This window comes from Pseudomonas sp. GW821-FHT12A04, assembly GCF_058807755.1.
The window spans coordinates 442351-468981 of the sequence record NZ_JBXAQZ010000003.1; the positions used below are offsets into that span (position 1 = coordinate 442351).

Genomic DNA, 26631 nt, shown 5'->3' on the forward strand with positions numbered 1-26631 from the left:
GGTGCCCCGCGTCATCATTGACCACCATCGCGAGCAAGCTCGCTCCTACAGGAATGCGATCGCCCGGATCCCCCGTCTTTTTCCTGTCCATACAAGCTGTTACTGTACGGTCCACAAAGCCCAAGCCGCCTGGATCGGATCCCCTATTTGAAGCGTCCCCTGCCCCTGCTCCTGATCAGCCTGGCCTTGAGCTCCACCGCAAGCGCGACGATCAGCGAAAGCCATGGTTATGCGCAGTTCGGCACGCTCAAGTACCCGGCCCGATTTACCCACTTCGACTGGGTCAACCCGCAAGCGCCCAAGGGCGGTACTTTGCGGGTGATGGCGTTTGGCACCTTCGACACGCTCAACCCCTACACCTTCAAGGGCACGAGCCCGGTCACCACGCCGAGTTTCCTGCAATACGGCATCAACGAGCTCAACGAACCGCTGATGGTCGGCACGGGGCAGTACGCACCGTCGGGTGACGAGCCCGCGTCCAGCTACGGCCTGATTGCCCAGTCGGTGGAGTACAACGAGAACCGCAGCTGGGTGGTGTTCAACCTGCGTCCCGAAGCACGCTTCCATGACGGCACGCCGATCACCGCCTACGACGTCGCGTTCTCCTATCGCGTGCTGCTCAAGGAAGGCCATCCGCTGTACCGCACCAGTCTTCAGGAAGTGTCGCGGGTCGACATCCTCAACCCGCAGCGCATCCGTTTCGTGTTCAAGCGTGCCGGCAATCCGCTGCTGATTCTGCGCCTGGGTGAAATGCCGGTGCTGGCGCAGCACTACTGGAAAGGCCGCGACTTCAAGGCCACCACTTTCGAGCCGCCGCTGGGCAGCGGGCCGTATCGCATCACCTCGGTCACGCCAGGACGACAGATCGTCTTCGAACGGGTCAAGGATTACTGGGGCAAGGACCTGCCGGTCAATCGCGGCAAGTACAACTTCGACCGCATGGAAGTCGAGTTCTACCGCGACAGCGTCGTGGCGTTCGAGGCGTTCAAGGCCGGTGAATTCGACATCTATATCGAGCACCAGGCGAAGAACTGGGACACCGGCTACAACTTCCCCGCCGTACGCCGCGGCGAGGTGATCAAGACGCAGATTCCCCATCAGATCCCGACCCAGACCCAGGGCCTGTTCATGAACAGCCGCCGTCCGGCTTTCTCGGACACCAAGGTCCGTGAAGCGCTGGGGCTGATGTTCAACTTTGAATGGACCAACCGCTCGCTGTTCGGCGGCGCCTACCAACGCGCCATGAGCTATTACCCCAACAGCGAGTTCTCGGCCAGCGGTTTGCCGGTCGGACATGAATGGCTGCTGCTCAAGCCCTATCGCGAGCAACTGCCGGCCAGGCTCTTTACCGAGCCGTTCAGCCTGCCGCAGACCGATGGCCGTGGCATCCCCCGGGAGACCCTGCGCAAAGCCCTCGGCCTGCTCGCCGAAGCCGGCTGGAAGCTCAATGGCCAGCGCCTGCAAAACACCGCCGGGCAGCCGCTGCGCCTGGAACTGCTACTGGTCAACCCGAACCTGGAACGCATCCTCCAACCTTACGTCGAGAACCTGGCCAGCATCGGCATCGACGCGCGGCTGCGCACGGTCGATCGCGCGCAATACAAGCAGCGCCTCGACCAGTTCGATTTCGACATGATTCTGATGACCCTCAACCAGACACTCAGCCCGGGCCTGGAACAATGGCAGTACTTTCACTCCAGCCAGGCCGGGGTCAAGGGCAGCAAGAACTACGCCGGCATTGCCAACCCGGTGGTCGACCATTTGCTCGAACAGTTGCTGGCCGCCCGGACCCGCGATGAACAGGTCGCCGCCGGCAAGGCCCTCGACCGCGTGCTGCTGTGGCAGCACTACATCGTTCCCAACTGGTACCTCAATTATCACCGCCTGGGGTACCGCAACCGGCTCGCCTTCGTCACCACGCCGCCCTACACCCTGGGCCTGAACGCGTGGTGGCTGAAATCTTCGGAGAAAGATCAATGAAACCCATCCGTGCCCTGCTCCTGCAGGCCAGCGGTCTGCTGTTCGCCGGGCTGGCCTGCGCCGCCCCGCAACATGCCGTGACCTTGTATAACGAACCGCCGAAATACCCGGCCGATTTCAAACACTTCGACTACGTCAACCCGGACGCGCCCAAGGGCGGGATTTTCCGCCAGGCCGGTTTCGGCGGCTTCGACAGCCTTAACCCCTTCATCAGCAAAGGCGTGCCGGCGGACGATATCGGCAACATCTACGACACCCTGGCCAAGCAAGGCCTGGACGAGCCGTTCACCGAGTACGGCTTGATCGCCCGCCTGATCGAGAAAGCCCCGGACAACGCCTGGGTGCGCTTCTACCTGCGCCCCGAAGCACGTTTCCATGACGGCCATGCGGTACGCGCCGAGGACGTGGTGTTCAGCTTCCAGATGCTGACCAAGGACGGCGCGCCGATGTACCGCGGCTACTACAGCGATGTGGCCGAAGTGATCGCCGAAGACCCGCTCACCGTACTGTTCAAGTTCAAGCACACCAACAACCGCGAACTGCCGCTGATCCTCGGCCAGTTGCCGGTACTGCCCAAACACTGGTGGGCCGACCGTGACTTCAACAAGGGTAACCTGGAAATTCCGCTGGGCAGTGGCCCGTACAAGGTCGGCGAAGTGAAGGCCGGACGCTCGGTGCGATACGAGCGGGTCAAGGACTACTGGGGCAAGGACCTGCCGGTCAATCGCGGTTTCTACAACTTCGACGTGATGACCACCGACTACTACCGCGACAACACCGTCGCCCTGGAAGCGCTCAAGGCCGGGCAGTTCGACTACTGGCTGGAAATGACCGCGAAGAACTGGGCCAACGCCTACAACATTGCGGCGGTCACCGAAGGTCGACTGGTCAAGGAACAGATTCCCAACGGCAATCCCACCGGCATGCAAGGGTTCGTATTCAATATGCGCCGCCCGGTGTTCCAGGATGTGCGGGTGCGCCAGGCCCTGTCGCTGTTGCTGGATTTCGAATGGACCAACAAGCAACTGTTCAACGGTGCCTACGCGCGTACCCGCAGTTATTTCGAGAACTCGGAAATGGCCGCCACCGGCCTGCCTGACACCGACCAGGTGGCGATCCTCGAACCGTTCCGTAGCAAGCTGGCGCCGCAGGTGTTCAACGAAGCCTTCCAGAACCCGACCACCGACGGCAGCGGCATGATCCGCGCCCAGCAACGGCAAGCCTATCAATTGCTGCAGGAGGCCGGCTGGCGCATCGTCGATGACAAGATGGTCGACGCCACTGGCAAGCCGGTGGTCATCGAGTTCCTGTTGGCCCAGACCGAATTCGAACGGGTGCTGCTGCCGTTCAAACGCAACCTGAGCGACCTGGGCATCGACCTGGTGATCCGCCGGGTCGACGTCTCGCAGTACATCAACCGCGTGCGTTCCCGGGACTTCGACATGATCGTCGGCAGCTTCCCGCAGTCCAACTCGCCGGGTAACGAACAACGGGAATTCTGGATGTCGGACGCCGCCGACAAGCCCGGCAGCCGCAACTCCATGGGCCTGAAGGATCCGGTGGTCGATCAGCTGGTCGAGCAACTGATCAACGCCGATTCGCGCAACAGCCTGGTGGCCCACGCCCGCGCGCTGGACCGCGTTCTGCAATGGGGCTATTACGTAATACCCAACTGGCACATCAAGACCTGGCGCGTGGCCTACTGGAACCACATCGGCCATCCCAAGGTCTCGCCTAAATACGATATCGGCACGGCCACCTGGTGGGTCAAGCCGGACATCAAGCCGGCAATAGAAGTCGAAACCACACTGCAGGCCGATCCTGCGGGCACGGAGTAATCAGATGCTGGCGTACATTTTTCGGCGACTGTTGCTCATCATTCCGACCCTGTTCGGCATTCTGCTGATCAACTTCGTGATCATCCAGGCGGCCCCCGGTGGGCCGGTGGAGCAGATGATCGCCAAGCTCGAAGGCTTCGAGGGCGCCACCAGCCGCATCGCCGGCGGCGGTGCCGAAGTCTCGGTGGCAGGCTCGGCCTATCGCGGCGCCCAAGGCCTGGACCCGGCGCTGATCAAGGAAATCGAGCACATGTACGGCTTCGACAAATCGGCGCCGGAACGCTTGTGGATCATGGTCAAGAACTATGCATCCCTGGATTTCGGCGACAGCTTCTTCCGCGACGCCAAGGTCATCGACCTGATCAAGGAAAAGATGCCGGTGTCGATCTCCCTCGGGCTGTGGAGCACGCTGATCATGTACCTGGTGTCGATCCCGCTGGGGATCGCCAAGGCCAAGCGGCACGGCAGCCACTTCGACGTCTGGACCAGTTCGGCGATCATTGTCGGCTACGCGATCCCGGCGTTCCTGTTCGCCATCCTGTTGATCGTGGTGTTCGCCGGCGGCAGTTACCTGGACTGGTTCCCCTTGCGCGGGCTGACTTCGAACAACTTCGATGAACTGAGCATGGGCGGCAAGATCCTCGACTACTTCTGGCACCTGGCGCTGCCGGTGACCGCGCTGGTCATCGGCAACTTCGCAACCATGACCCTGCTGACCAAAAACAGCTTCCTCGACGAGATCAACAAGCAATACGTGATCACCGCCAGGGCCAAGGGCCTGACCAACCACCGCGTGCTGTACGGCCACGTGTTCCGCAACGCCATGCTGCTGGTAATCGCCGGGTTTCCTTCGGCCTTCATCGGCATCTTCTTCACCGGCTCGTTGCTGGTGGAGGTGATCTTCTCCCTCGACGGCCTCGGCCTGATGAGTTTCGAGGCGGCGATCAACCGCGATTACCCGGTGGTGTTCGGCACGCTGTTCATCTTCACCCTGCTCGGGCTGGTGGTGAAACTGATCGGCGACCTCACCTACACCTTTGTCGATCCACGCATCGACTTCGAAAGCCGGGAGCATTGAGATGAACCTGTCCCCTCTCAATCGCCGCCGCTTCGAACTGTTCAAGGCCAACAAGCGTGGCTGGTGGTCGCTGTGGCTGTTCCTGATCCTGTTCGGCGCAAGCCTGGGTGCCGAGTTGATCGCCAACGACAAGCCGCTGGTGGTGCACTACGACAACAACTGGTACTTCCCGGCGCTCAAACGCTACCCGGAAACCACCTTCGGCGGCGAATTTCCGCTGGAAGCCAACTACAAGAGTCCGTACATCCGTGAACTGCTCAAGGCCAAAGACGCCTGGGTGCTGTGGGCGCCGATTCCCTACAGCTACCAGAGCATCAACTACGACCTGAAAGTCCCGGCCCCGGCCCCGCCCTCGACGGACAACCTGCTGGGCACCGACGATCAGGGCCGCGACGTGCTGGCCCGGGTGATCTACGGTTTCCGCATTTCCGTGCTGTTCGCCCTGACCCTGACCGTGCTCAGCTCGATCATCGGCGTGATCGCCGGGGCCTTGCAGGGTTTCTACGGCGGCTGGGTGGATCTGGCCGGGCAGCGGTTCCTGGAAATCTGGTCCGGATTGCCGGTGCTGTACCTGCTGATCATCCTTGCCAGTTTCGTGCAGCCCAACTTCTGGTGGTTGCTGGGGATCATGCTGCTGTTCTCCTGGATGAGCCTGGTCGACGTGGTGCGCGCCGAGTTCCTGCGCGGGCGCAATCTGGAATACGTACGCGCCGCCCGCGCCCTGGGCATGCAGAACGGCGCGATCATGTTCCGTCACATCCTGCCCAACGCGATGGTCTCGACCATGACCTTCATGCCGTTCATCCTCACCGGCGCCATCGGTACGCTGACCGCCCTGGACTTCCTCGGCTTCGGCTTGCCGGCGGGCAGCCCGTCCCTGGGTGAACTGGTGGCCCAGGGCAAATCCAACCTGCAGGCGCCGTGGCTGGGCATCAGCGCCTTTGCGGTGCTGGCCTTGATGTTGAGTCTGCTGGTGTTCATCGGCGAGTCCGCTCGCGATGCCTTCGACCCGAGGAAGTGAAATGAATCAGCACAATCTGATCGAAGTGCGCGACCTGTCCGTCAATTTTGTCGTCGGCAATCGCTGCCAGCGAGCGGTCGAAGGCGTCAGCTTCGACATCAAGCGCGGTGAAACCCTGGCGTTGGTCGGCGAGAGCGGTTCCGGCAAGTCGGTCACCGCACACTCGATCCTGCGCCTGCTGCCCTACCCGCTCGCCCGGCATCCGTCCGGCACCATCTTGTATTCCGGGCAGAACCTGCTGGACCTGAAAGAAAAAACCATCCGCCACATTCGCGGCAACCGGATTGCGATGATCTTCCAGGAGCCGATGACCTCGCTCAATCCCCTGCACTCGATCGAGAAGCAGATCAACGAAGTGCTGGGCATCCACAAGGGCCTGACCGGCAAGGTCGCGACCAAACGCACCCTGGAGCTGCTGGAGATGGTCGGCATCCCCGAGCCGCACAAGCGACTCAAGGCCCTGCCCCACGAATTGTCCGGCGGCCAGCGTCAGCGGGTGATGATCGCCATGGCCCTGGCCAACGAGCCGGAACTGCTGATCGCCGACGAGCCGACCACCGCGCTGGACGTGACCGTTCAGCTGAAAATCCTCGAATTGCTCAAGGAATTGCAGGCCCGATTGGGCATGGCCCTGCTGCTGATCAGCCATGATTTGAACCTTGTGCGAAGAATTGCGCATCGCGTATGTGTCATGCAGCAAGGTTGCATCGTCGAACAGGCATCGTGCGAAGAACTGTTCCGCGCGCCGCAGCATCCGTACACTCGGGAACTGCTGGCAGCGGAGCCCGGCGGCAAGCCTGCAAGCAACGTGATCGGCCCGCCGTTGCTGGCGGTCGAGGACCTCAAAGTCTGGTTTCCGATCAAGAAAGGCCTGCTCAAGCGCACGGTGGATTACGTCAAGGCGGTCGACGGCATCAATTTCAGCCTGCCCCAGGGCCAGACCCTGGGGATAGTGGGAGAAAGCGGTTCCGGCAAATCGACCCTGGGCCTGGCAATTTTGCGGTTGATCGCCAGCAAGGGCGCCATCCGCTTTGAAGGCCAGCAGCTAGACTGCCTGACGCAGCAACAGGTCAGGCCGCTGCGACGGGAGATGCAAGTGGTGTTTCAGGACCCGTTCGGCAGCCTGAGCCCGCGGATGTGCGTGAGCCAGATCGTTGGCGAAGGCCTGCGGATCCACAAGATGGGCACTGAGGCGGAACAGGAACAAGCGATCATTGCAGCACTCAAGGAGGTAGGTCTGGATCCGGAAACCCGGCACCGCTACCCCCACGAATTTTCCGGCGGGCAACGGCAGAGAATCGCCATTGCCCGGGCATTGGTGTTAAAACCGGCGTTGATTTTGCTGGACGAGCCGACTTCGGCCCTCGACCGCACGGTACAACGCCAGGTAGTGGAGCTTTTGCGTTCACTGCAAACCAAGTACAACCTGACGTATCTGTTTATCAGCCATGACCTGGCTGTGGTGAAAGCGCTGAGCCACCAGTTGATGGTGGTCAAGCATGGCCAAGTGGTCGAACAGGGAGACGCGCAAAGCATTTTTGCCGCCCCCCAACATCCGTATACACAGCAGTTGCTGGAAGCCGCTTTTTTGGCTCCGGCCACTGCGCAATAACCTGAAAGAGGAGCAACACATGGGTTTTCTCGCCGGTAAGCGCGTACTGATCGTCGGTGTCGCCAGCAAGCTGTCCATCGCATCCGGCATCGCTGCCGCCATGCATCGCGAGGGCGCTGAGCTTGCCTTCACTTATCAGAACGACAAACTCAAGGGTCGTGTCGAAGAGTTCGCACAAGGCTGGGGTTCGAGCCCTGAGCTGTGCTTCCCGTGCGATGTGGCCAGCGATGAAGAAATCGCCAAGGTCTTCGAAGAGCTGAGCAAGAAGTGGGACGGCCTGGACTGCATCGTGCACTCCGTCGGCTTCGCCCCGGGCGACCAACTGGACGGCGACTTCACCGAAGCCACCACCCGCGAAGGTTTCCGCATCTCCCACGACATCAGCGCCTACAGCTTCGTGGCCCTGGCCAAGGCTGGCCGCGAAATGATGAAAGGCCGCAACGGCAGCCTGCTGACCCTGTCGTACCTGGGCGCCGAGCGCACCATGCCGAACTACAACGTCATGGGCATGGCCAAGGCTTCCCTGGAAGCTGGCGTACGTTACCTGGCCGGCTCCCTGGGCCCGGACGGTACTCGCGTCAACTGCGTATCGGCAGGTCCCATCCGCACCCTCGCCGCTTCCGGCATCAAGAACTTCCGCAAGATGCTGGCCGCCAACGAAGCGCAAACCCCGCTGCGCCGCAACGTCACCATCGAAGAAGTCGGCAACGCCGGCGCGTTCCTGTGCTCGGACCTGGCGTCCGGCATCAGCGGTGAAATCATGTACGTGGACGGTGGCTTCAACACCACGGCCATGGGCAGCATCGAAGAGTAATCTTCGCTCAGCCAAAAAAACCCGCCTCTTTGGCGGGTTTTTTATGCCTGCGATTTCCCGGACAAACACAGCCCCCCTGTGGGAGCGAGCTTGCTCGCGATTACGGCCTGTCAGTCGACATCAATGGTGAATGTCAGTCCGATATCGCGAGCAAGCTCGCTCCCACAGGGGATCATGTTCAGTCAGCTATCGGCGTCAGGCATTTGGCAAACAACTGCTGAATCGGCTGCATCCGCTGGCTATAGCGCTGCAACAGCACGATCTCCCGATGGAAGGTCAGTTCGCCCAGCGGGACGATCCGCACCCCGGCCCCATGCTCAAGCCATAACCCGGCCTCCGGCAACAACGAAACCCCCAACCCACACTCGACCATTTTGACAATGGCTTCCAGTTCATCCAGCTCCAGCGCCACGTGCACCTCGATCTGCCGTTCGCGCAGAAACCGCGTCACCAGCCGCCCGCCAAACGAATTGCGGTCGTAGCGCACATGAGGGTGCTCGGCGAGCAGTTGCAGCGGATCATCGCCGTCCAGGTCCGCCGGTACGATCAACACGAACGGTTCCCGGCGAATGACCTGCGCAGACAATTCCTTGGGCAACTCAAACGGCGGCTTGATCAGGATCGCCAGGTCCACTTCTCCTGTGTCGACCTGACTCAGCAGGTTCAGTGACACACCGGGCACCAGCTTGGGCTCCAGCAAGGGCGCCTGTTGGCGCAAGCGCACCAGCGCCTGGGGCAGCAGCCCGGTCTGAGCGGTCGCCACCGCGCCGATTCTCAGTTCGCCCCGGTACTCGCTGACATCGTCGCTGACGGCCATGCGGCTGAAGGTCTCGAGCATTTCCCTGGCCATCGGCAACGCACGCTGCCCCGCCGCGTTGAGCAGCGCCTGGCGGCCGGTGCGGTCGAACAGACGGATGCCAAGGGCTTGTTCCAGGTTGCGAATCTGCGCGCTGACCGCCGACTGCGTCAGGCCGATGTGCATGCCCGCTGCCGCGAACGTGCCGTAACGCGCCACCGCGATAAAGGTTTTCAGTTCGCGCAGCATGGCGGCCTCGATTGATCGAAATAATTTGAGCTCGATGCAAAAATTATCGTCTTTCAATCAAAAAGCACAGGGCTAAACTCGACACATTCCCACCCACACCGAGGTTCGCCTGATGCAACTGTCCCCTTTTCACTTGGCCATTCCGGTCTACGACTTGCCGGCTGCCCGACATTTCTATGGTTCAGTGTTTGGCCTGGAAGAAGGCCGCTCAAGCGATCAATGGGTGGATTTCAATTTTTTCGGCCATCAATTGGTGATTCACCTGGCACCGAAAAACCCCACGCAAGAAGCCGCGCACACCAATGCCGTGGATGGCCACGATGTGCCGGTGCCGCATTTTGGCGTGGTGCTCGGGATGGCCGAGTGGGAGGCGCTGGCCGAGCGGCTGAAGTCGCTGGAGACACGCTTCGTGATCGAACCAGGGATTCGTTTTCAGGGGCTGGTGGGTGAACAGGCGACGATGTTTCTGTTTGATCCTTGCGGGAATGCGCTGGAGTTCAAGGCGTTCAAGGATATTGGGCAGTTGTTTGCCAAGTAGGCGTTGCCTGTCGGGACGCCATCGCGAGCAAGCTCGCTCCCACAGGATTTATGAACGCCACAAATCCACTGTGGGAGCGAGCCTGCTCGCGAAGAGGCCCGCTAATGCAACACCGCCCTAACGGCTCATCACACGCTCGGCCTCCTCCAGCAGTTCCTCGATTGAGTCATGAACAGTGGGGTTATATTCGACCTGGGTAACGCTAAACCGAATGTCATAACTGCGATGCGCCGTGGCGTTGCGCTCATCGAGTATCTCATTGAGTCGCACCTTGATCGCCTCAATCTCAACGGCACTGGATCCGGTCAGCAGCGCCACGAACCGGTCGCCGTCGAGTCGGCCGACCACATCGTTTTCACGAAAGCCGATACGCTGGACATCGGCGAACGTCTTGAGCGCATCGTCACCTTTGGACCGGCCATACAGATAGCAGATGAGCTTGAATTCATCGAGGCTGAAGTACAGCAGTGTCGCCGGCGTCTCCAGTTGTCGGCAGGCGTCCAGCCCGAGTTGGGCCAATGCGGTGAAACCATGGCGATTGGACAGCAGCGTCAGCTCGTCCATGCTCGCCATCTGCACCCCTGCCAGTTCTTGTTCGGCTTGGCGAGCCAGTTCGCGCAACCGTTCACGTTCTTGCTGTGGCGTGAGCAACGGGTTGGCTGATTGGCCCGGTTTACCTGTTTTGCCTGAGATCAACATCGTTCACTCCCTTGGCGGGTATGTACGTTAGAGTCGCCCGTACCCACATTGACTCCCTGTAAGCGTGCCGCTGGTCAGCTACCTGCCACCGGGCACGGTCCTCCCGCATCGGCCCAGCGCTTGAACCGGGCGACGAAAATATCGTGGGGCACCGGCACCGGCGCGCGATTGCCGCCGGGGTTCCAGCCCCACAGCACCAGCTTGTCGTCGCTGACGTGCTTGATCAGCGCGGCAAAATCCCGATCGCCGTTGCTGGAGCGATCCTTGATCATCGCGCACAGCCGGTCGGCTGGCAGGTCGATCCAGGCCATGCGGTGCGCGGCCGGTGGCAAACTCCAGTGCGGCGCCCCGGGTGGTGCGTGGGGGCCGTAACTGGCCGGCGGATTGCTTTGTGCATGGCAGGTTGCACAGGGCAACCCGGCCGAACCCTTGCCGTCCATGCCACGCACGACATTCATGGCGTGGGGCACGCCGGCATCGAATTGCAGCGGCGAATCCCCAGGAATATGGCAGTTCTGGCAACGGGGGCTCTGGAAGACCTTCTGCACGGTGTCGAACGCCTGCAAGGCCTCGCGGTCATCGGCGAACACGTGCGATGCGTAGGCGATGAGACAGACCAGGATCACCGCCCCAAGCAACCAGTGATGTCGTTTCATCTCACACCCCCGCCAGCTGCAAGGGTAGCTCCCGCAGGCGCTGCCCGGTCAGGGCAAACACCGCGTTGGCCACCGCTGGCGCCATGGGTGGCACACCGGCTTCGCCGATACCACCGGGTTTGTCGCTGCTGGGCACGATATGCACTTCGACCACCGGCATTTCGTTGAGCCGCAGCACCCGATAGTCGTGATAGTTGGACTGCACCACCTGCCCGTCCTTGAGTGTCAGCTTGCTGTGCAAGGCGAAGCTGAGGCCAAAGGTAATGCACGACTCCATCTGCGCGGCGATGCTCTGCGGGTTGACCGCAATGCCGCAATCCACCGCGCACACCACCCGGTGCACGCGGATGGCGAGGTTGTCCTGGGACACCTCGGCCACCTGGGCCACGTAGCTGCCGAACGACTCATGCACCGCCACACCCAGGGCATGGCCGTCCGGCAGTGGCGCCGTCCAGTTGGCCTTCTCCACCGCGAGGTTCAGCACACCCAGATGGCGCGGATGGTCCTTGAGCAAGGTGCGCCGATATTCCACCGGATCCTTGCCGGCCGCCGTGGCCAGTTCATCGATCAGCGACTCCATGACAAACGCGGTGTGGGTGTGCCCCACCGAACGCAGCCACAACACGCTGATGCCGGTCTGCGGTGAATGCAGTTCAATCTGGTGATTGGCCAACCCTTCGAGGTAGGGGCTGTCCGCCACGCCTTCGACGGAGGTCTTGTCGATCCCGTCCTTGACCATGCTCGCTTCAAGCGAGGTCCCGGCCATGATCGACTGGCCGACCATCACATGCTTCCAGGCCAGTGGCAGGCCGTCAGCGCCGAGCCCGATACGCGCATGGTGCAGGAACGCCGAGCGGTAATAGCCGCCGCGGATGTCGTCCTCCCGCGCCCACACGGTTTTCACCGGTGCACCGGCAGCCTTGGCGACATACACCGCTTCGCTGACGAAATCCGACGTCGGATTGGCCCGGCGCCCGAAGCCGCCACCGAGAAACTCGGTATGGATCACCACCTGTTCGGGTTTGAGCCCGGTGATTTTCCCGGCGACCATTTGGTCCAGGGTCTGGAACTGGGTGCCGGTCCAGATTTCGCATTTGTCCTTGGTGATGCTCACCGTGCAGTTCAGTGGCTCCATCGGCGCGTGTGCCAGGTAAGGCACGCTGTATTCAACGTCGATTTTCTTGGCCGCTTTCGCCAGCGCAGCCTGGGTATCCCCCGCCTGGCCTGCGTTCAGGCCGGGGGTGGTGGCGAGTTTGCGGAAGTTCTCCAGCAACGCCTGGCTGTCGAGCCCGGCGTTGGGCCCCGGATTCCACTCGACTTTCAGCGCATCGCGCCCCAGCTTCGCCGCCCAAAAATGATCGGCAATCACCGCGATGCCGGTCGGCACTTGCACCACTTTGTGCACACCCGGAATCGCCAGCGCTTCGGCGCCTTCAAAGGATTTGACGCTGCCGCCGAAGGTGGGCGAACGGGCGACCATCGCAGTCATCAGCCCGTCAAACTGCACGTCCATGCCGAACTTCGCCCGGCCGGTGATTTTTTCCGGAGTGTCCAGACGCTGGGTGGGTTTGCCGATCAGCCTCCAGTCCTTTGCGTCCTTGAGTTTGATCGAGGCCGGGTCTGGCCGTGGCAATTGCCCGGCCTCATCGGCCAGTTCGCCGTAGGTGGCACGGTGCTCACCGGCCATGACCACCCCCGACTCGGTATGAATCTCGGACGGCGCGACGTTGAAACGCTTGGCCGCTGCGTCGATCAACATCAAGCGCGCCGCCGCGCCGGCCTGGCGATAGCGGTCGAACTCCATCCAGGTCGAGGTCGAGCCGCCGGTGATTTGCATCCCGCCAAAACCAGGCAGGCCGTAATCGGCGGCCGAAGCCGGTGCATGCTCGACGCGGATTTTCGTCCAGTCGGCGTCCAGTTCTTCGGCGATCAGCATGGTCAGGCCGGTCCAGATGCCCTGGCCCATTTCCGAGTGCCCCAGCAATACGGTGACACTGTTGTCGTTGCCAATACGCAGGAAGGCATTGGGCGCAAACACGTTGCCCTGGTTTTCCGCGCCCATGGCGAAACGGTGGGCACCGGGTATGGCAAACGCGACCACCAGCCCGCCGCCCAGCATGGCACTGCCCTTGAGAAAACCACGACGCGATAACGCGTTGATGCTGTTCATGGCGCAAGCTCCCTTCAACCCGGCCTCAACCCAGCTCGGCGGCGCGTTTGACCGCCGCGCGGATCCTCGGGTAAGTGCCGCAACGACAGATGTTCCCGGACAGCGCCTGATCGATGTCGCTGTCGGTCGGTTTCGGAATTTTCGCCAGCAATGCGGCCGCCGACATGATCTGCCCGGACTGACAGTAGCCACACTGGACCACGTCAAGTTCCGCCCAGGCCTGTTGGACCGGGTGCGAACCATCCGCGGAAAGGCCTTCGATGGTGAGAATCTTTTGCCCATGGGCCACGGCCGTGGCCGGTGTGATGCACGAGCGCAGCGGTGCGCCATCGACGTGCACGGTGCAGGCACCGCATTGGGCGATGCCGCAGCCGAATTTGGTGCCGGTGAGGTGGGCGACATCGCGCAAGACCCAGAGCAGCGGCATGTCGGCGGGGACATCCAGCTCCTGATCCTGGCCATTGATGTTCAGGGTCAGCATGGCGCGGTTCCTCAGACTCAGGGTGATCTGAAGGGGCGTCGCTGCGGCCTTGTAAAACCTGCGCGCGCCTCGGGTTACCCTTCAGCTAAGCGCAAATTTGCCGGCAGGCCGAGGCGCATCGACCACCGGTCACCTGTAGGAGCGAGCTTGCTCGCGAAAAACGTCAGTACAACGCGGTCATTCAGACAGGGCGCGTTATCGTTGACGTCCGTCGCGAGCAAGCTTCGCTCCTACACCCTCGGCCTGAACAAAATACCGGTGTAACGCGACAGAAACAGCCCGAATGCCATACACCAAAGCAGCGCCGACATTCCCAATCCCCACCCGGAAAATGGCACCAGCCACACCCGTGACACACCCGCCACCAGCACCAGGGCAAATCCCACAACGATCGCCTTTGACGGCTGCAACAAGCGCCCGGTGTGACCCAGACTGACCCGGGCAATCATTGCCAGAACCAACCCGCCGATGCCACCGACGGCCAGCGAATGGGTGGCCAGGCTTTGCTGCGGCATCCAGCCCAGGTGCCACAGCGCCATGGCCAGCGTCGCCACCGCGAGCCAGGTGTAAGCCAGGTACAGCGACCACAGCAGCGGCACGCGCCACAGACCGCGATCATGCCAGCGCCACAATCGCAGCAGATGCAAACCGCTGATCAACGCAAACAACAGCGCCAGCCACACGCGTGGGGCGTCATTCAAACCGGCGGCAAAAGACACCGCCGCCAGCATCGCGCTGATCAGCAACACCTTGCCCGGCAACGGATGAGCCGCAGGCGTTGCGGGACGGTTCAAGCCGCGCTGGATGAAGAACGGAATCACCCGCCCGCCGATCACGCTCATCAGCGCGCCCACCAGCCACAAAGCGGCCAGCACGCCATGCCGCTGCAGATTCACGTCTTCATTGAAAATACCCAGCAACGTCAGCGCCTGACAGCCTGCCAACAACGTGACCATCAGTAAAACCGGATAATTTTCCCGCTTGCCGGCGGCGATCAAATCCCGTCCAAGCACACACGCCAGCAGCGGCAGAAAGGGCACTTGCAAGGCCAGCAACAGGATGGCGGGTATCGGCATCAACCAGGCCAGCCGAGCGATCAGCCATACCAGCACCAGCCCGATCAGCGGCCACCCATTGAGCCCTGGCCGGCCGGTCCAGTTAGGTACCGCCGTCAACAGAAACCCGGCAATGATGGCCGCGGTAAAACCAAACGGCATTTCATGGCGATGCCAGGCGAGCATGCCACCCATTGGTTGTGCGCCGGGGAGTCGACCGTACAACCACAACGCCCAGACCGCCACCGCGATGGCCGCGAACCCGGCACCCGCCAGAAAAAACGGGCGAAAGCCGAGGGAGAAAACAGGTGCAGCAGCGATTCCACGCATCACGCCACCACCCTGGCCGGAGTTTGGCTCAGCCCGTACTGCGACAGCAGCCGCATGACATAGCCGATTTTCAGCAGGGTCGGGCCGAGGATGGTCATGGCGTGCATCGACACCAGGGCGACAATCGACAGGTGGCCTGCGTAGAGATAGGCGCCGTAGACTCCGGCGAGCAACATGACCAGGCCAACGCCGAGTACACGATTGGAGAGATGCAGAACGTTTTGAGGGTTGCTGAAGAAATGGGACATTTTCCGTACGCCTGTAGCCGCTCAGTTGTACGTTTGATGTTTCATGTTCCGTGCCAGCTCATGACCCCTTGTAAACCGGCGCCTCCAGATCAACGAAGTCAATTTGACTCAACCCCGACATTGTCCTTATGACAACATCAAGAGTCATTACGACAACAATGTCCTCCAGACACGATTCAAACAACCTAAAAGCAAACCAATATCATTTGCACAGGCGTGGACCATTTGCTTTAATCGCGATCAATTCTTATTTACACAAGGACGCGAACCGCCCATGGACATGCGCTCACGATGACGGTTGCCGATTCCTCCTGCGTCCAGACCCTCTACGCCACGCATCACCGCTGGTTGCACGCGCTGCTGCGCCGGCGTCTGAACAACGCGTTTGATGCTGCCGACCTGGCCCATGACACCTTCATCCGTGTGCTCAAGCGCCCTCAGGTGTTCGACGGCGAAACCCACGAACGTTCGTATCTGGCGACCATCGCCCGAGGCTTGTGTATCGATCACTGGCGTCGTCGGCAACTTGAACAGGCCTGGCTGGACACCCTCGCGGCGCAGCCCCAAGCCGTTCACCCTTCGCCAGAGCAGCGGGCGATCATCGTCGAAACCCTGTATGAAGTGGACGCCATGTTGCAACGCTTGCCCCAACGGGTACGTGATGCGTTCTTGTTGGCCCAGTTGCAGGGGTTGCCCTACCGCGCCATCGCCGAAGAAATCGGCGTGTGCGAGCGCATGGTGAAGAAGTACCTGGCCCAGGCATTGATGCATTGCGCCATGCTCGAAGCAGAACTCGATGGCCTGCTGATTCAATGACACAGACCGCATCGAACGCCATCAGCCATGCCAGTCTCGAACAAGCTGCGCAATGGTATGTCCAACTCAACGACCAACAGGCCGGGGAACAAGACCGCCAGCACTGGCAAGCCTGGCTGACGCAAAGTAGCGAGCATCAGGCTGCCTGGCATTATGTCGAGCGGGTTGGCCAGCGCTTTGCCGCCTTGCAGAACGATCATCCGCAAGCGGTCAGCCATGTACTGCGCAACACCGAACGTGCCGCCATCAGTCGCCGCCACACCGTGAAGGGTCTGCTGGTTCTGGTGTCGGGAGGTTTGCTTGGGTGGAGTGCCTGGGAGGAAACCGCCCTGGCGCCCACCCTGGTTCGCTGGCGCGCCGACCTCTCCACCGGCACCGGCGAAACCCGCGAAACCCGGCTCAGCGATGGCAGCCAGATCTGGCTCAATGCGTTGAGCGCGCTGAATGTTCGGTTCGACAGCACACAACGACTGCTGCTGTTGCGGCTTGGGGAGGTGTTGATCGATACCGCCAAAGACAGCCACCGCCCGCTGCTGGTGCACACCGCCCAGGGCCGGATGCGCGCGCTGGGCACGCACTTCAGTGTGCGCCAGGAGGATCGGCGGACATTGCTCAACGTCTACGAAGGCGCCGTCGAAGTCCGGACTGCCCAAGGCCAGGTTCAGGTGGTGGAAACGGGACGCCAAGTGGCATTCAGCGAAAACCACATTCCGACACCGACCGCCGCCACGGCGACTCGTGAAGCCTGGCGCCGTGGCCTGCTGCTGGCAGACAACCTGCCGTTGGGCCAATTGCTCCAGGAGTTGAGCCAATACCGTCACGGGCATCTGGGCTGCGACCCGGCGGTGGCCAGGCTGCCGGTCATGGGTTCGTTCCCGCTCAAGGACACCGATCAGGCCTTGCGCCTGCTGGAAGCGGCATTGCCGGTACGGGTGCAGAAGCCGCTGGACTGGTGGGTCAACGTCGGCCCAAAAGCCTGATGAAGGTTTTTTCTGTCGCGCCGGTTCCCTTTTGCCTTTTTCGTCCGGTTAACCCTTCAAGCACCTCGATTGCCGATTGATCCGACTCCCGGGAACCCCATGCCGCGCGCCACCGTTACCCGCACCCGCTTCGCCTTGCATCCGCTGATGCTGGCTCTGGCGGTTGTCTTGCCGGGCCTGGACGTGTCGCGAACTCAAGCCGCCCCCCTCGTCAACAGCGAACAACCCGGCAGCCAGGCACGCCATTACACCATCGCTGCCGGATCGCTGGTGAGCGTCCTCAACCGCTTTGCCGAACAGGCCGGGATTTTTCTCGCCGGACACAATGACCTCGCGGCCGGCAAACGCAGCCCTGGTCTTGACGGTGTCTACAGCCAGCAGCAAGCGTTGCAACGACTGCTGCAAGGCAGTGGCCTGCAAGCGCAACACCAGGGCACCGGCAGCTACGTGCTGCAGGCCACAGCCTTGACACAAGAGGCACTGGAACTGGGTGCGACGAACATTTCCGGGCAGGCACCCGGGACGATCAGCGAAGACTCCCGCGCCTACACCGTCGGCTCGACGTCTTCAGCCACTGGTCTGCCGCTGTCCCTGCGCGAAACGCCGCAATCGGTCACGGTCATCACCCGCCAACTCATGGACGACCAAGGGGCCACCAGCATCGTCGATGTCCTGCGCCGCACTCCTGGCATCAGCGTGCAAAACTACGACAGCGAACGCTGGGAATTTTCCAGTCGTGGCTTGCCGATCACCAATTTCCAGTACGACGGCGTCAATACCGACTACGACGGTGTCTACGACTACGGCACCTCGAGCACCGACATGGCACCCTACGACCGCGTTGAGATCATCAAAGGCGCGACCGGCCTGATGACCGGGGCGGGTGATCCCTCGGCAACCGTCAATCTGATTCGCAAGCGCCCGACCCCGACATTCAAAGCCTCGGTCACCGGCACCGTCGGCTCATGGGACAACTATCGCAGCGAAGGCGATATTTCCGGCCCGCTGAGCGCCAGCGCAAATGTCCGCGGGCGTCTGGTCGGGGTCCACCAGGACCGCAGCGCCTACACCGATCACTACCGCAGCACCAAGGACATCGCCTACGGCATTGTCGAAGCCGACTTGACCCCGGATACCCTTGTCACCGTCGGTATCGACCAGCAAGACACCCGTTCCCGGGGCGCCAGCTGGACCGGTTTCCCGATGTACTACAGCGACGGCTCGCGCACCGATTTCTCCCGTTCCTTCAACCCGGCCACCGACTGGAGCCGTCGCGACTTCACCAACCAGACGGTGTTCGCCTCCGTGCAGCAGCAACTGACCAACGATTGGGCACTCAAGGTCAGTTACGACCGCAAACACCGCCAGCACGATACCTTCCTCGCCTCCGCCAGTGGCGGCAACCCGGACCCGGTCAGCGGTAACGGCATGTTCATGTACATGGGCAAGTTCGAGGGCGACCAGGTTCAGGACAACATCGACGTCAACCTGACCGGTCCATTCACCCTATGGGGTGGCGATCACGAACTGATCGTCGGTTTCATGTCAATGAACACGCGTCAGGACATACCGGTGTACGGTTCGGTGTACCCGCCAGTGGACGGCAGCATCTTCGACTGGCGCGGCGAGTTTGCGAAACCCGGGATCCCACGGGTGGGCACCGACGACATTGTCCAGCGCCAGACCGGCGCCTACCTGGCCACCCGGCTCAAGCCCGTCGATGACCTGGCGCTGATCCTCGGTACGCGTGTCAGCGACTTCTCGGGGCACGACAACCTGGATTACAGCGACCCGCACACCGCCGACCTGCGCGACAGCTATCGTCAAAGCGGTGTCGTCACGCCTTACGCCGGACTGGTCTACGACCTCGACGACACTTACTCGGTGTACACCAGCTACACCAGCATCTATCAGCCGCAAATGAGCAAGGACGCCAACCGGCGACTGCTCGATCCGGTACAAGGCAAAAGTCTTGAGGCGGGCATCAAGGCTGAATACTTCGATGGACGCCTGAACGCCAGGTTCGCCCTGTACCGCATCGAACAGGACAACATCGCCGAGTATGTCAGCGGCGTTGATACCGAGTCGGTGTACCGTGCCGTCCAGGGCGCCACCACCAAAGGCTTCGAGATCGAACTGGCCGGCGAGTTGCGGGACGGCTGGAACCTGTCGGCCGGCTACACCTATAACCACACCCGCGATGCCAAGGGTGATTACGTCTACGGTTCGGTGCTGCAAACCACTGCACCGGAACAGGTGGTGCGAGTATTCAGCACCTACCGCCTGCCTGGACCCTGGGACAGGCTCACCGTCGGTGCAGGCGTGAACTGGCAAAGCGAATTCTTTGGCAATGTGTTCCGTCCCGACCCCGCCGATACGGTGAACTTCGGTCAGTACACGACGATCACCCAGCCCGGTTACGCCCTGGTGGACGCGATGGCGCGCTATCGCTTCAACGAGCACCTGAGCACCACACTGAACGTGAAGAACCTGTTCGATAAAACCTACTACACCGGGCTTGGCAACTTTGGCACCGGGTTTTATGGCGAACCGCGCGCCGTACAACTGACCACCCGATGGGCGTTCTGATCGTGGCCTGAAACGGGTGTTTGGCGATCTACGGTACTGCCGAACGAACTCAGGCTGGCTACGCTGTAATCCAGCATGCATAACCTGCCGAGGAGTGCCCGCCATGCAACGTGTTCAAAAACTCACGCCCTGCCTGTGGTTCGACAATCAGGCCGAAGAGGCGGCAAAGTTCTATTGCTCGATCTTCGACCATTCGAAAATCACCGCCATCACCCATTACGGCCACGCCGGATTCGAATTCCACGGCCGGCCCGAAGGTTCGGTCATGACCGTCAGCTTCGAACTCGACGGGCAGAGCTTCACCGGTCTCAACGGCGGGCCGATGTTCACGTTCAGTGAAGCGGTTTCGTTTCAGGTCAATTGCCAGACCCAGGAAGAAGTCGACCATTACTGGGGCCGCCTGTCGGCCGGCGGCGCGCCCGAGGCCCAGCAATGCGGCTGGCTCAAGGACAAGTTCGGGCTGTCATGGCAGATCGTCCCCGTTGCGATGATGGACATGATCAAAGACCCGGACACGAAAAAATCCCAACGAGCCATGCAGGCGATGATGCAGATGAAAAAACTCGATATCGCCGAACTGCAACGAGCCTTTGACGGCGAGAGCTAATACACTCGGGCACTGACCTGCCGAGGAGCGAGCATGAAGCACGCCGTTGCCAAGAACGCCGACAGGGCCCCGCGCTTCTGGCGCGATGATGCCCTGCCTTTCATCGAAGCCCGCTCCATCGCCGACGGGCGCGAAGCCTGCTACACACGGCATGCCCACGAGCACTTTTCCATCGGAGCGATCACCGCCGGGCGCAGCACCTATCTCCATGAGCAGTCGGCGTTCGAAGTCAGCGTCGGCACTGTCGTGCTGATGAACCCCGGTGACGTCCACGCCTGCAACCCGATCGAAGACCAACCCTGGTCGTACCTGATGCTGTACGTCGATACGCCGTGGCTGACCGATTTGCAGCATCAGCTCGGGTTCAGCGATGACGCGGCGTTTCGCCGCTTTTCAGTGACCCATACCCGGGACGCCAACCTGTTTGCCGGCCTCGCGGGCTTGTATGAGGTACTGGTCGATCCACAGCAAGACGTGCTGCGCAAACACAGCGTGGCCGTGGAGTTCTTTACCGAGGTTCAGCTCCGGTTCAACCCGGTCGATCAGCCGCTGCGCGAACCCAATTTCAAGCTGGAGCGTGCTGCCGATTACATCCGCGACCACTGCACGCAAATCCTCAAGCTCGAAGACATATGCGAGGCGGCGCAACTGTCACCGTCCTACCTGATCCGCGCCTTCAAACAGCATTACGGCATGACGCCCCACGCGTTCCTGGTGAACCGGCGCATCCAGTTCGCCCAAGATCAATTGCGCAGCGGCAAACTGATTGCAGACGTGGCACTGGAAGCGGGGTTCGCCGATCAGGCGCATTTTCAACGGGCATTCAAACAGCACCTGGCGGCGACACCGGGGCAGTATCGGGGCTGAGGCAACACAAAGATGCTCTTGAGCCTGACTCTCCCCTGTGGCGAGGGGGCTTGCCCCCGTTGGGCTGCGAAGCGGCCCCCGACGTTCTTTCAGACATACATTGCATGCAGGATTTACGACGGCTGCGCCGCCGAACGGGGGCAAGCCCCCTCGCCACAAAGTGCTCTCTCGCCACAAAACCTGCAGTGACTGCCGTTACGGCAGCAACAGGTACACCGCGCTCACCACCAGCAGCAGCGCCATGGTGCGATTGAACAGGCGCATTCCGGCCGGGTTGTTCAGGAAGCCGCGCAGAAATGTCCCGGCATACGCCCAGCAGCCGACCGACGCATAGCAGATCACCAGGTAAATCGCGGCGAATTGCCAAACCAGTCGTGCCTCGCCATCGGCGACAAACGCGCCCATGCCGGCCACGCAGGCCAGCCAGGCTTTCGGGTTGAGCCATTGCATGATGGCGCCATACAGCATCGACGGCGCCTGCGCCGATTCACTGGCTTGCACCTGCCCATTGTCGGCCGCCAGCTTGAAGGCCATGTACAACAGAAACGCCACGCCTGCCCATTGCACCCCCTGCGTCAGTGCCGGCCATCGTTGCAACAACTCATGCAGCCCCAACCCCATCAGCACCAACAGCAAAACAAACCCCAGGGTGGCCCCGGCCACGTGACGCTGGCTGGCCCGGAAGCCAAACCGCGCGCCGGAACTCAACGCCACAATGTTGACCGGCCCCGGCGTGATGGACGCGACCAGCGCAAACGCTGCCATGGACATCATCAGACTCATTGCACACCTTCTTCCATCGAGTTGAACAAGGCCCTCAAGGTAAAGACCCCACCGGTTCGCGTATTGAAGAAAACTACCCTTCCCGGCCTCGCTACGAGTAATAGCTGACGATGTTTTTCACTTTGCTCAAGGCAGTGCGCAACGAGTCCATGTCCACCGAACCCAACGCCAGGCGTATCGCGTGCGGCACGTGGGCCGAAATCGCAAAAGGCTCGGCCGGCGACACCGACACCTGCTCGCGCATCAGTGCCATGGCGATCTGGTCGGCCCGGGCGTCCTCCGCCAACGGCAGCCAGATGAAGTAGGAATTGGGATGACTGATGGTCCTGAGCCCTGCCAGCATCTCGCGGGCCAGGGCTTGCCGGGCCCGGGCGTCTGCACGCTTTTGCGATTCCAGTTGGCTGACGGTGCCATCGTCGAGCCAGGCCGTGGCGATGGCGGTCACAACGCCGGGAGTGTTCCAGGTGGTCGCCATGATCGTGCGCTCGAACGCTGCGACCCATTGCGCCGGTGCGGCGATGAAACCGACGCGCAGCCCGGTGGCGACATTCTTCGACAGACCGGACACGTACACCGTCCTCTCCGGCGCCAGCTCGGCCAACGGTGGCGGTACGTTTTCAGCCAGGAACGCGTAGGCGGCGTCCTCGATGATCGTCAGGTCATGTCGGCGCGCAATCGCCACCAACTGCTCGCGCAGATCCAGGTCCATCACCCAGCCCAAAGGGTTGTGCAAAGTCGGCATCGAGTACACGGCCCGTACCGACCGGCTGCGGCAGAGTTTTTCCAGTGCGGGCAGATCAGGCCCGGTATCCGTGACCGGAATGGGCAAGACTTCCAGATGCAGGGTTTCGGCCAGCGTCTTGAAACCGGGATAGGTCAGCGCATCGGCGGCGATCACATCACCAGGCTTGAGCAGCGACATCATCGCCACCGCCAGGCCATGCTGGGCGCCGCTGACGATCAACACCTGTTCAGCCGGCACGCTCAGCCCCCGATCAAGCAGATGGCGCGCGACGGAGGCCCGTTCGTGCAGGCGTCCCGCGTGAGGCTGATAGCGCAGGAGGGATTCAAGGTCCCCGGACAACGCCAGTTGACGCAAGGCAGTGCGCAACAGGTCGGCCTGACCGGGCAATGACGGGTAGTTGAAATTCAGGTCGATCATCCCCGCTGCCACCACGTGCTGCGAGATGCCCTGCCCCGGCGGCAGCGAGGTCTCCCTGACAAAGGTCCCGCGTCCGGTTTCGCCGCTGACCAGGCCCATACCCTCCAGCTCGGCATACACCCGGCTGGCGGTGACCAGTGCCAGACCGTGCTCGGTTGCCAGTTGCCGGTGAGTCGGCAGGCGCGTACCGGGCGGCAGATGCCCGGAGCGGATGTCGGCGGCAAAGGCATCTACCAGGGTCTTGTAGCGGGATCGAGGCATGTCGAGATGTATCCATGACAATTTTTTGATTGTATCGATAGTCGCTCATAGGATGAGTTTCGTGCAATCAACAATGAGCGTGAGCCAAATGGAACGGACCTCGAACCTGCAACCCCGGACGCTGGAAAACAGCACCAGCGGCTGGATCAACGGCCTGATCGGCGTGGTGATCTTCAGCGGCTCGCTGCCGGCGACACGGGTGGCGGTGCTGGAGTTTGACCCCGTGTTCCTGACGGTTGCGCGCGCGACCATCGCGGCGGTCCTGGCGCTGTGCCTGCTGTGGTTATTCAAGGAAAAACGCCCGGCGCGCCAGCAACTGATTCCGTTGATGATCGTCGCCCTGGGCGTGGTCATCGGCTTTCCCCTGTTGACCGCGCTGGCGCTGCAATACGTGACTTCCGCGCACTCCATTGTCTTCGTCGGCCTGTTGCCCCTGGCAACAGCGGTGTTTGGCGTTCTGCGCGGCGGCGAGCGGCCAAGGGCGGCGTTCTGGATTTTCTCGGTGCTGGGCAGCCTGCTGGTGGTCGGGTTTGCCCTGTCCCAAGGGCTGACCGCCTCCCCCCAAGGGCTGACCGCCTCCCCCCAAGGCGACATCCTGATGCTGCTGGCCATCCTCGCCTGCGGCCTGGGTTATGCCGAAGGCGCGAAACTGTCGCGCACCCTCGGTGGCTGGCAGGTGATTAGCTGGGCGCTGGTGCTGTCGCTGCCGGTCGTGGCCGTGCTCAGCTGGATGCGCATGCCGGCTTCGTTCACCGGCATCAGCACGCCGGCCTGGTTCAGCCTGGCTTACGTCTCGCTGTTCAGCATGCTGATCGGTTTCGTGTTCTGGTATCGCGGCCTGGCCCAAGGGGGCATCGCCGCCGTCGGGCAATTGCAGCTGCTTCAGCCGTTTTTCGGGCTGACCCTGGCCGCCACCCTGCTGCATGAGCATGTCAGCCTCGGCATGCTGGGTGTCACCGTCGCCGTGATCCTCTGCGTCGCCGGGGCGAAAAAGTTCGCGAAATAACCCCGTGTACGGTGGTTTGCGCCCATGACTGTATGGGTCTGGCCAAGGGTGAGCCGTGATAAAAATAGCGCTCTTGCTACAGGAGCCCACCATGGACCTCGCCACCCTCACCCTGTTTCTGCCGGCCTGTTTTGCCCTCAACATGGCGCCAGGCCCCAACAACCTGTTGTCGGTCAGCAATTCGACCCGCTATGGCTACCGCACCGCGTGCGTGGCCGGTATCGGCCGGTTGTTGGCGTTCGCCGGGATGATTGCCCTGGCCTCGGCGGGGCTGGCGGTGGTGTTGCAAACCTCCGTGCTGCTGTTCTACGCCATCAAGATCCTCGGCGCGGCTTACCTGTTCTACCTCGCCTGGCAATTGTGGCGCGCAGATCCGGGTGTGGAAAACGTGGTCACCTCCGCGCCCGTGGGCACGCTGGCGCTGGCCCGACAGGAATTCCTGGTCGCGGCCGGCAACCCCAAGGCCATCCTGATTTTCACCGCGTTCCTGCCGCAATTCGTCGACTCGACCCACGCCATTGCGCCGCAGTTCGTGGTGCTGGGCGCGCTGTTTCTGGTGCTGGAATGGGTCGCCATCGGCGCTTACGCCTACATGGGCCTGCACATGCGCCGCTGGTTCGCCAGGCCATCGGGCAAGCGGATGTTCAACCGCTGCTGCGCCGGGTTGTTGTCGGCGGCGGCTTCGGTACTTCTGATGGCCAGACGCGCCTGAAGTAGATATTTTTCCCATGTGGGAGCGGGCTTGCTCGCGATTGCTGTCTCACATTCAACATTGATGCTGCCTGATATACCGCCATCGCGAGCAAGCTCGCTCCCACATTGACTCGCAGTGTTCAAAGGAGCGAAAATCGCTGTCGATTTTCCGGTGGAGGTCGCCCATGACGCGATCTATGCTGCGCTCATGAACCTACAAAAAACGCTTCTACCGCCCCGTGCCGAGATGGTTCGCGCCATGCTCGAACGAGACACCTCCTACGAGGGGGTGTTTTTCACGGCGGTCAAGACCACAGGCATCTTCTGCCGTCCCGGTTGCACCGCCCGCAGCCCGAAGCCTGAGAACGTCGAGTTCTTTGCCAGCGCCGAACAATGCCTGGCGGCGGGCTATCGCGCCTGCAAGCGCTGCAAACCGCTGGACACCGCCGCCAGCGCGCCGGACTGGGTGCAGAAACTGTTCAAGTCGGTAGACGCCGACCCGGAACAGCGCTGGACCGACGCCCGGCTACTGGCTGAAGGCATCGAACCACTGAAACTGCGTCGCTGGTTCAAGCAGCACTTCGGCATGACCTTCCACGCCTGGCTGCGCACCCGGCGCCTGGGCATGGCGCTGGGCGGGATCAAACAGGGCGACTCCATCGATGAAGTCGCCTTCGATTCCGGCTACGAGTCCCTGAGCGGTTTTCGCGATGCCTTTCAAAAATCCTTTCACATCACCCCGGGCCGGGCGGCCAACAGCGAGCCGCTGCTGTTCACGCGCCTGACCACCCCCCTGGGGCCGATGATCGCCATGGCCGAACGGCGTGGGCTGGTGCTGCTGGAGTTTCTCGATCAGGCCTCGCTGAACCCTTCGGTCCAGGCGCTGCAAAACCGTTTCGGTTATGCCGTGGCACCGGGGCACAACGCGCATTTGCAGCAGATCGAAGAGCAGTTGTCCGCGTATTTCGCCGGTACGCTCACTGAGTTCAGCGTGGCCTTGCACATGCCCGGTAGCGAGTTTTCCCGCCGGGTCTGGGCTGAACTGGCGAAGATCCCTTACGGCCGGACCACCACCTACGGCGCCATTGCAGCGATTCTGGGCAAGCCCGGTGCCAGTCGGGCGGTGGGCCTGGCCAACGGGCATAACCGCTTATCGATTGTCGTGCCCTGCCACCGGGTGATCGGCGCCGACGGCTCGTTGACCGGCTACGCTGGAGGCCAGCCGCGCAAGGCGTTTCTGCTCAGGCTGGAAAACGCAGCGGTGCAGCTCACGGAGCAGCTGGCGTTCTGATCCCCCCACAG

The 26631-nt window shown here is 61.9% G+C and carries 24 protein-coding genes; 15 read left to right on the forward strand and 9 right to left on the reverse strand.

Features of this window, described 5'->3' with window-relative positions; translation table 11 throughout:
- The first annotated feature begins 159 nt into the window (after positions 1-159).
- From AC1RS8_RS07325 to fabI, 6 genes are read left to right on the forward strand one after another with little or no spacing between them, the layout of a single operon-like run.
- On the forward strand, positions 160-1980 hold the full coding sequence (locus tag AC1RS8_RS07325) for an extracellular solute-binding protein (RefSeq protein WP_408003804.1): 1821 nt from the start codon (positions 160-162) through the stop codon (positions 1978-1980).
- The gene (locus tag AC1RS8_RS07330) at positions 1977-3818 is read left to right on the forward strand and encodes an extracellular solute-binding protein (RefSeq protein WP_489340513.1); all 1842 of its coding nucleotides are present in this window, start codon (positions 1977-1979) and stop codon (positions 3816-3818) included. The genes AC1RS8_RS07325 and AC1RS8_RS07330 overlap by 4 nt, the downstream gene beginning before the upstream one ends.
- A 4-nt stretch (positions 3819-3822) precedes the next feature.
- Positions 3823-4896 (forward strand): microcin C ABC transporter permease YejB, encoded by a 1074-nt coding sequence (locus tag AC1RS8_RS07335; RefSeq protein ID WP_057715036.1) that lies wholly within the window; start codon positions 3823-3825, stop codon positions 4894-4896.
- Between the two features lies 1 nt (position 4897).
- Positions 4898-5917: an ABC transporter permease gene (locus AC1RS8_RS07340; protein WP_007999322.1), complete on the forward strand. Its 1020-nt coding sequence runs from the start codon at positions 4898-4900 to the stop codon at positions 5915-5917.
- A 1-nt stretch (position 5918) separates the two neighbouring features.
- A complete protein-coding gene (locus AC1RS8_RS07345; RefSeq protein ID WP_090455008.1) occupies positions 5919-7529 on the forward strand; it encodes an ABC transporter ATP-binding protein in 1611 nt (536 codons plus the stop codon).
- A gap of 19 nt (positions 7530-7548) precedes the next feature.
- Positions 7549-8343, forward strand: a complete 795-nt coding sequence (gene fabI / locus AC1RS8_RS07350; protein WP_057715039.1) for an enoyl-ACP reductase FabI — start codon at positions 7549-7551, stop codon at positions 8341-8343.
- A 178-nt stretch (positions 8344-8521) separates the two neighbouring features.
- On the opposite strand, the gene AC1RS8_RS07355 is transcribed toward fabI, so the two are convergent.
- Positions 8522-9388, reverse strand: a complete 867-nt coding sequence (locus AC1RS8_RS07355) for a LysR family transcriptional regulator (RefSeq protein ID WP_218498220.1) — start codon at positions 9386-9388, stop codon at positions 8522-8524.
- 112 nt (positions 9389-9500) lie between these two features.
- Between AC1RS8_RS07355 and AC1RS8_RS07360 the strand changes: the two genes are divergently transcribed.
- Positions 9501-9926 carry a VOC family protein gene (locus AC1RS8_RS07360; protein ID WP_057715041.1) on the forward strand — a complete coding sequence of 142 codons (426 nt, stop codon included), beginning with the start codon at positions 9501-9503 and terminating at the stop codon, positions 9924-9926.
- Between the two features lie 117 nt (positions 9927-10043).
- On the opposite strand, the gene AC1RS8_RS07365 is transcribed toward AC1RS8_RS07360, so the two are convergent.
- The 6 genes from AC1RS8_RS07365 to AC1RS8_RS07390 form a co-directional block, all read right to left on the reverse strand.
- On the reverse strand, positions 10044-10625 hold the full coding sequence (locus tag AC1RS8_RS07365; protein WP_489340512.1) for a GGDEF domain-containing protein: 582 nt from the start codon (positions 10623-10625) through the stop codon (positions 10044-10046).
- 74 nt (positions 10626-10699) lie between these two features.
- A complete protein-coding gene (locus AC1RS8_RS07370; RefSeq protein ID WP_489340511.1) occupies positions 10700-11281 on the reverse strand; it encodes a hypothetical protein in 582 nt (193 codons plus the stop codon).
- Position 11282: 1 nt separating this feature from the next.
- Positions 11283-13451 (reverse strand): xanthine dehydrogenase family protein molybdopterin-binding subunit, encoded by a 2169-nt coding sequence (locus tag AC1RS8_RS07375; RefSeq protein ID WP_489340510.1) that lies wholly within the window; start codon positions 13449-13451, stop codon positions 11283-11285.
- A gap of 25 nt (positions 13452-13476) precedes the next feature.
- Positions 13477-13932 (reverse strand): (2Fe-2S)-binding protein, encoded by a 456-nt coding sequence (locus tag AC1RS8_RS07380; RefSeq protein WP_057715045.1) that lies wholly within the window; start codon positions 13930-13932, stop codon positions 13477-13479.
- A gap of 230 nt (positions 13933-14162) precedes the next feature.
- On the reverse strand, positions 14163-15317 hold the full coding sequence (locus AC1RS8_RS07385; RefSeq protein ID WP_489340509.1) for an NnrS family protein: 1155 nt from the start codon (positions 15315-15317) through the stop codon (positions 14163-14165).
- A complete protein-coding gene (locus AC1RS8_RS07390; protein WP_150814631.1) occupies positions 15317-15565 on the reverse strand; it encodes a transmembrane sensor/regulator PpyR in 249 nt (82 codons plus the stop codon). Before AC1RS8_RS07390 ends, AC1RS8_RS07385 begins: the two co-directional genes overlap by 1 nt.
- 291 nt (positions 15566-15856) lie before the next feature.
- Here AC1RS8_RS07390 and AC1RS8_RS07395 point away from each other — a divergent pair, with 291 nt between their 5' ends.
- From AC1RS8_RS07395 to AC1RS8_RS07415, 5 genes are all read left to right on the forward strand, one after another.
- Positions 15857-16381 (forward strand): sigma-70 family RNA polymerase sigma factor, encoded by a 525-nt coding sequence (locus AC1RS8_RS07395; RefSeq protein WP_057715048.1) that lies wholly within the window; start codon positions 15857-15859, stop codon positions 16379-16381.
- Positions 16378-17361, forward strand: coding sequence for a FecR domain-containing protein (locus tag AC1RS8_RS07400; protein WP_489340508.1), 984 nt, complete (start codon positions 16378-16380; stop codon positions 17359-17361). The genes AC1RS8_RS07395 and AC1RS8_RS07400 overlap by 4 nt, the downstream gene beginning before the upstream one ends.
- A 99-nt stretch (positions 17362-17460) precedes the next feature.
- Positions 17461-19950, forward strand: coding sequence for a TonB-dependent siderophore receptor (locus AC1RS8_RS07405; RefSeq protein ID WP_489340507.1), 2490 nt, complete (start codon positions 17461-17463; stop codon positions 19948-19950).
- 103 nt (positions 19951-20053) lie between these two features.
- Positions 20054-20557, forward strand: a complete 504-nt coding sequence (locus AC1RS8_RS07410) for a VOC family protein (protein ID WP_057715051.1) — start codon at positions 20054-20056, stop codon at positions 20555-20557.
- A 33-nt stretch (positions 20558-20590) separates the two neighbouring features.
- Positions 20591-21424: an AraC family transcriptional regulator gene (locus AC1RS8_RS07415; RefSeq protein ID WP_489340506.1), complete on the forward strand. Its 834-nt coding sequence runs from the start codon at positions 20591-20593 to the stop codon at positions 21422-21424.
- A 195-nt stretch (positions 21425-21619) separates the two neighbouring features.
- Here the strand turns inward: AC1RS8_RS07415 and AC1RS8_RS07420 are convergent, their stop codons facing one another.
- Positions 21620-22207 carry a LysE family translocator gene (locus tag AC1RS8_RS07420; protein WP_489340505.1) on the reverse strand — a complete coding sequence of 196 codons (588 nt, stop codon included), beginning with the start codon at positions 22205-22207 and terminating at the stop codon, positions 21620-21622.
- Between the two features lie 91 nt (positions 22208-22298).
- A complete protein-coding gene (locus tag AC1RS8_RS07425) occupies positions 22299-23630 on the reverse strand; it encodes an aminotransferase-like domain-containing protein (RefSeq protein ID WP_150814638.1) in 1332 nt (443 codons plus the stop codon).
- A gap of 88 nt (positions 23631-23718) precedes the next feature.
- Here AC1RS8_RS07425 and AC1RS8_RS07430 point away from each other — a divergent pair, with 88 nt between their 5' ends.
- The 3 genes from AC1RS8_RS07430 to AC1RS8_RS07440 all read left to right on the forward strand — a co-directional run bounded on the left by AC1RS8_RS07430 (position 23719) and on the right by AC1RS8_RS07440 (position 26620).
- Complete coding sequence (locus AC1RS8_RS07430) at positions 23719-24636, forward strand: DMT family transporter (protein ID WP_489340503.1); 918 nt, start codon at positions 23719-23721, stop codon at positions 24634-24636.
- Between the two features lie 91 nt (positions 24637-24727).
- Positions 24728-25348: a LysE family translocator gene (locus tag AC1RS8_RS07435; RefSeq protein WP_489340502.1), complete on the forward strand. Its 621-nt coding sequence runs from the start codon at positions 24728-24730 to the stop codon at positions 25346-25348.
- Between the two features lie 189 nt (positions 25349-25537).
- Complete coding sequence (locus AC1RS8_RS07440; protein ID WP_407516715.1) at positions 25538-26620, forward strand: bifunctional transcriptional activator/DNA repair enzyme AdaA; 1083 nt, start codon at positions 25538-25540, stop codon at positions 26618-26620.
- Positions 26621-26631 lie beyond the last annotated feature (11 nt).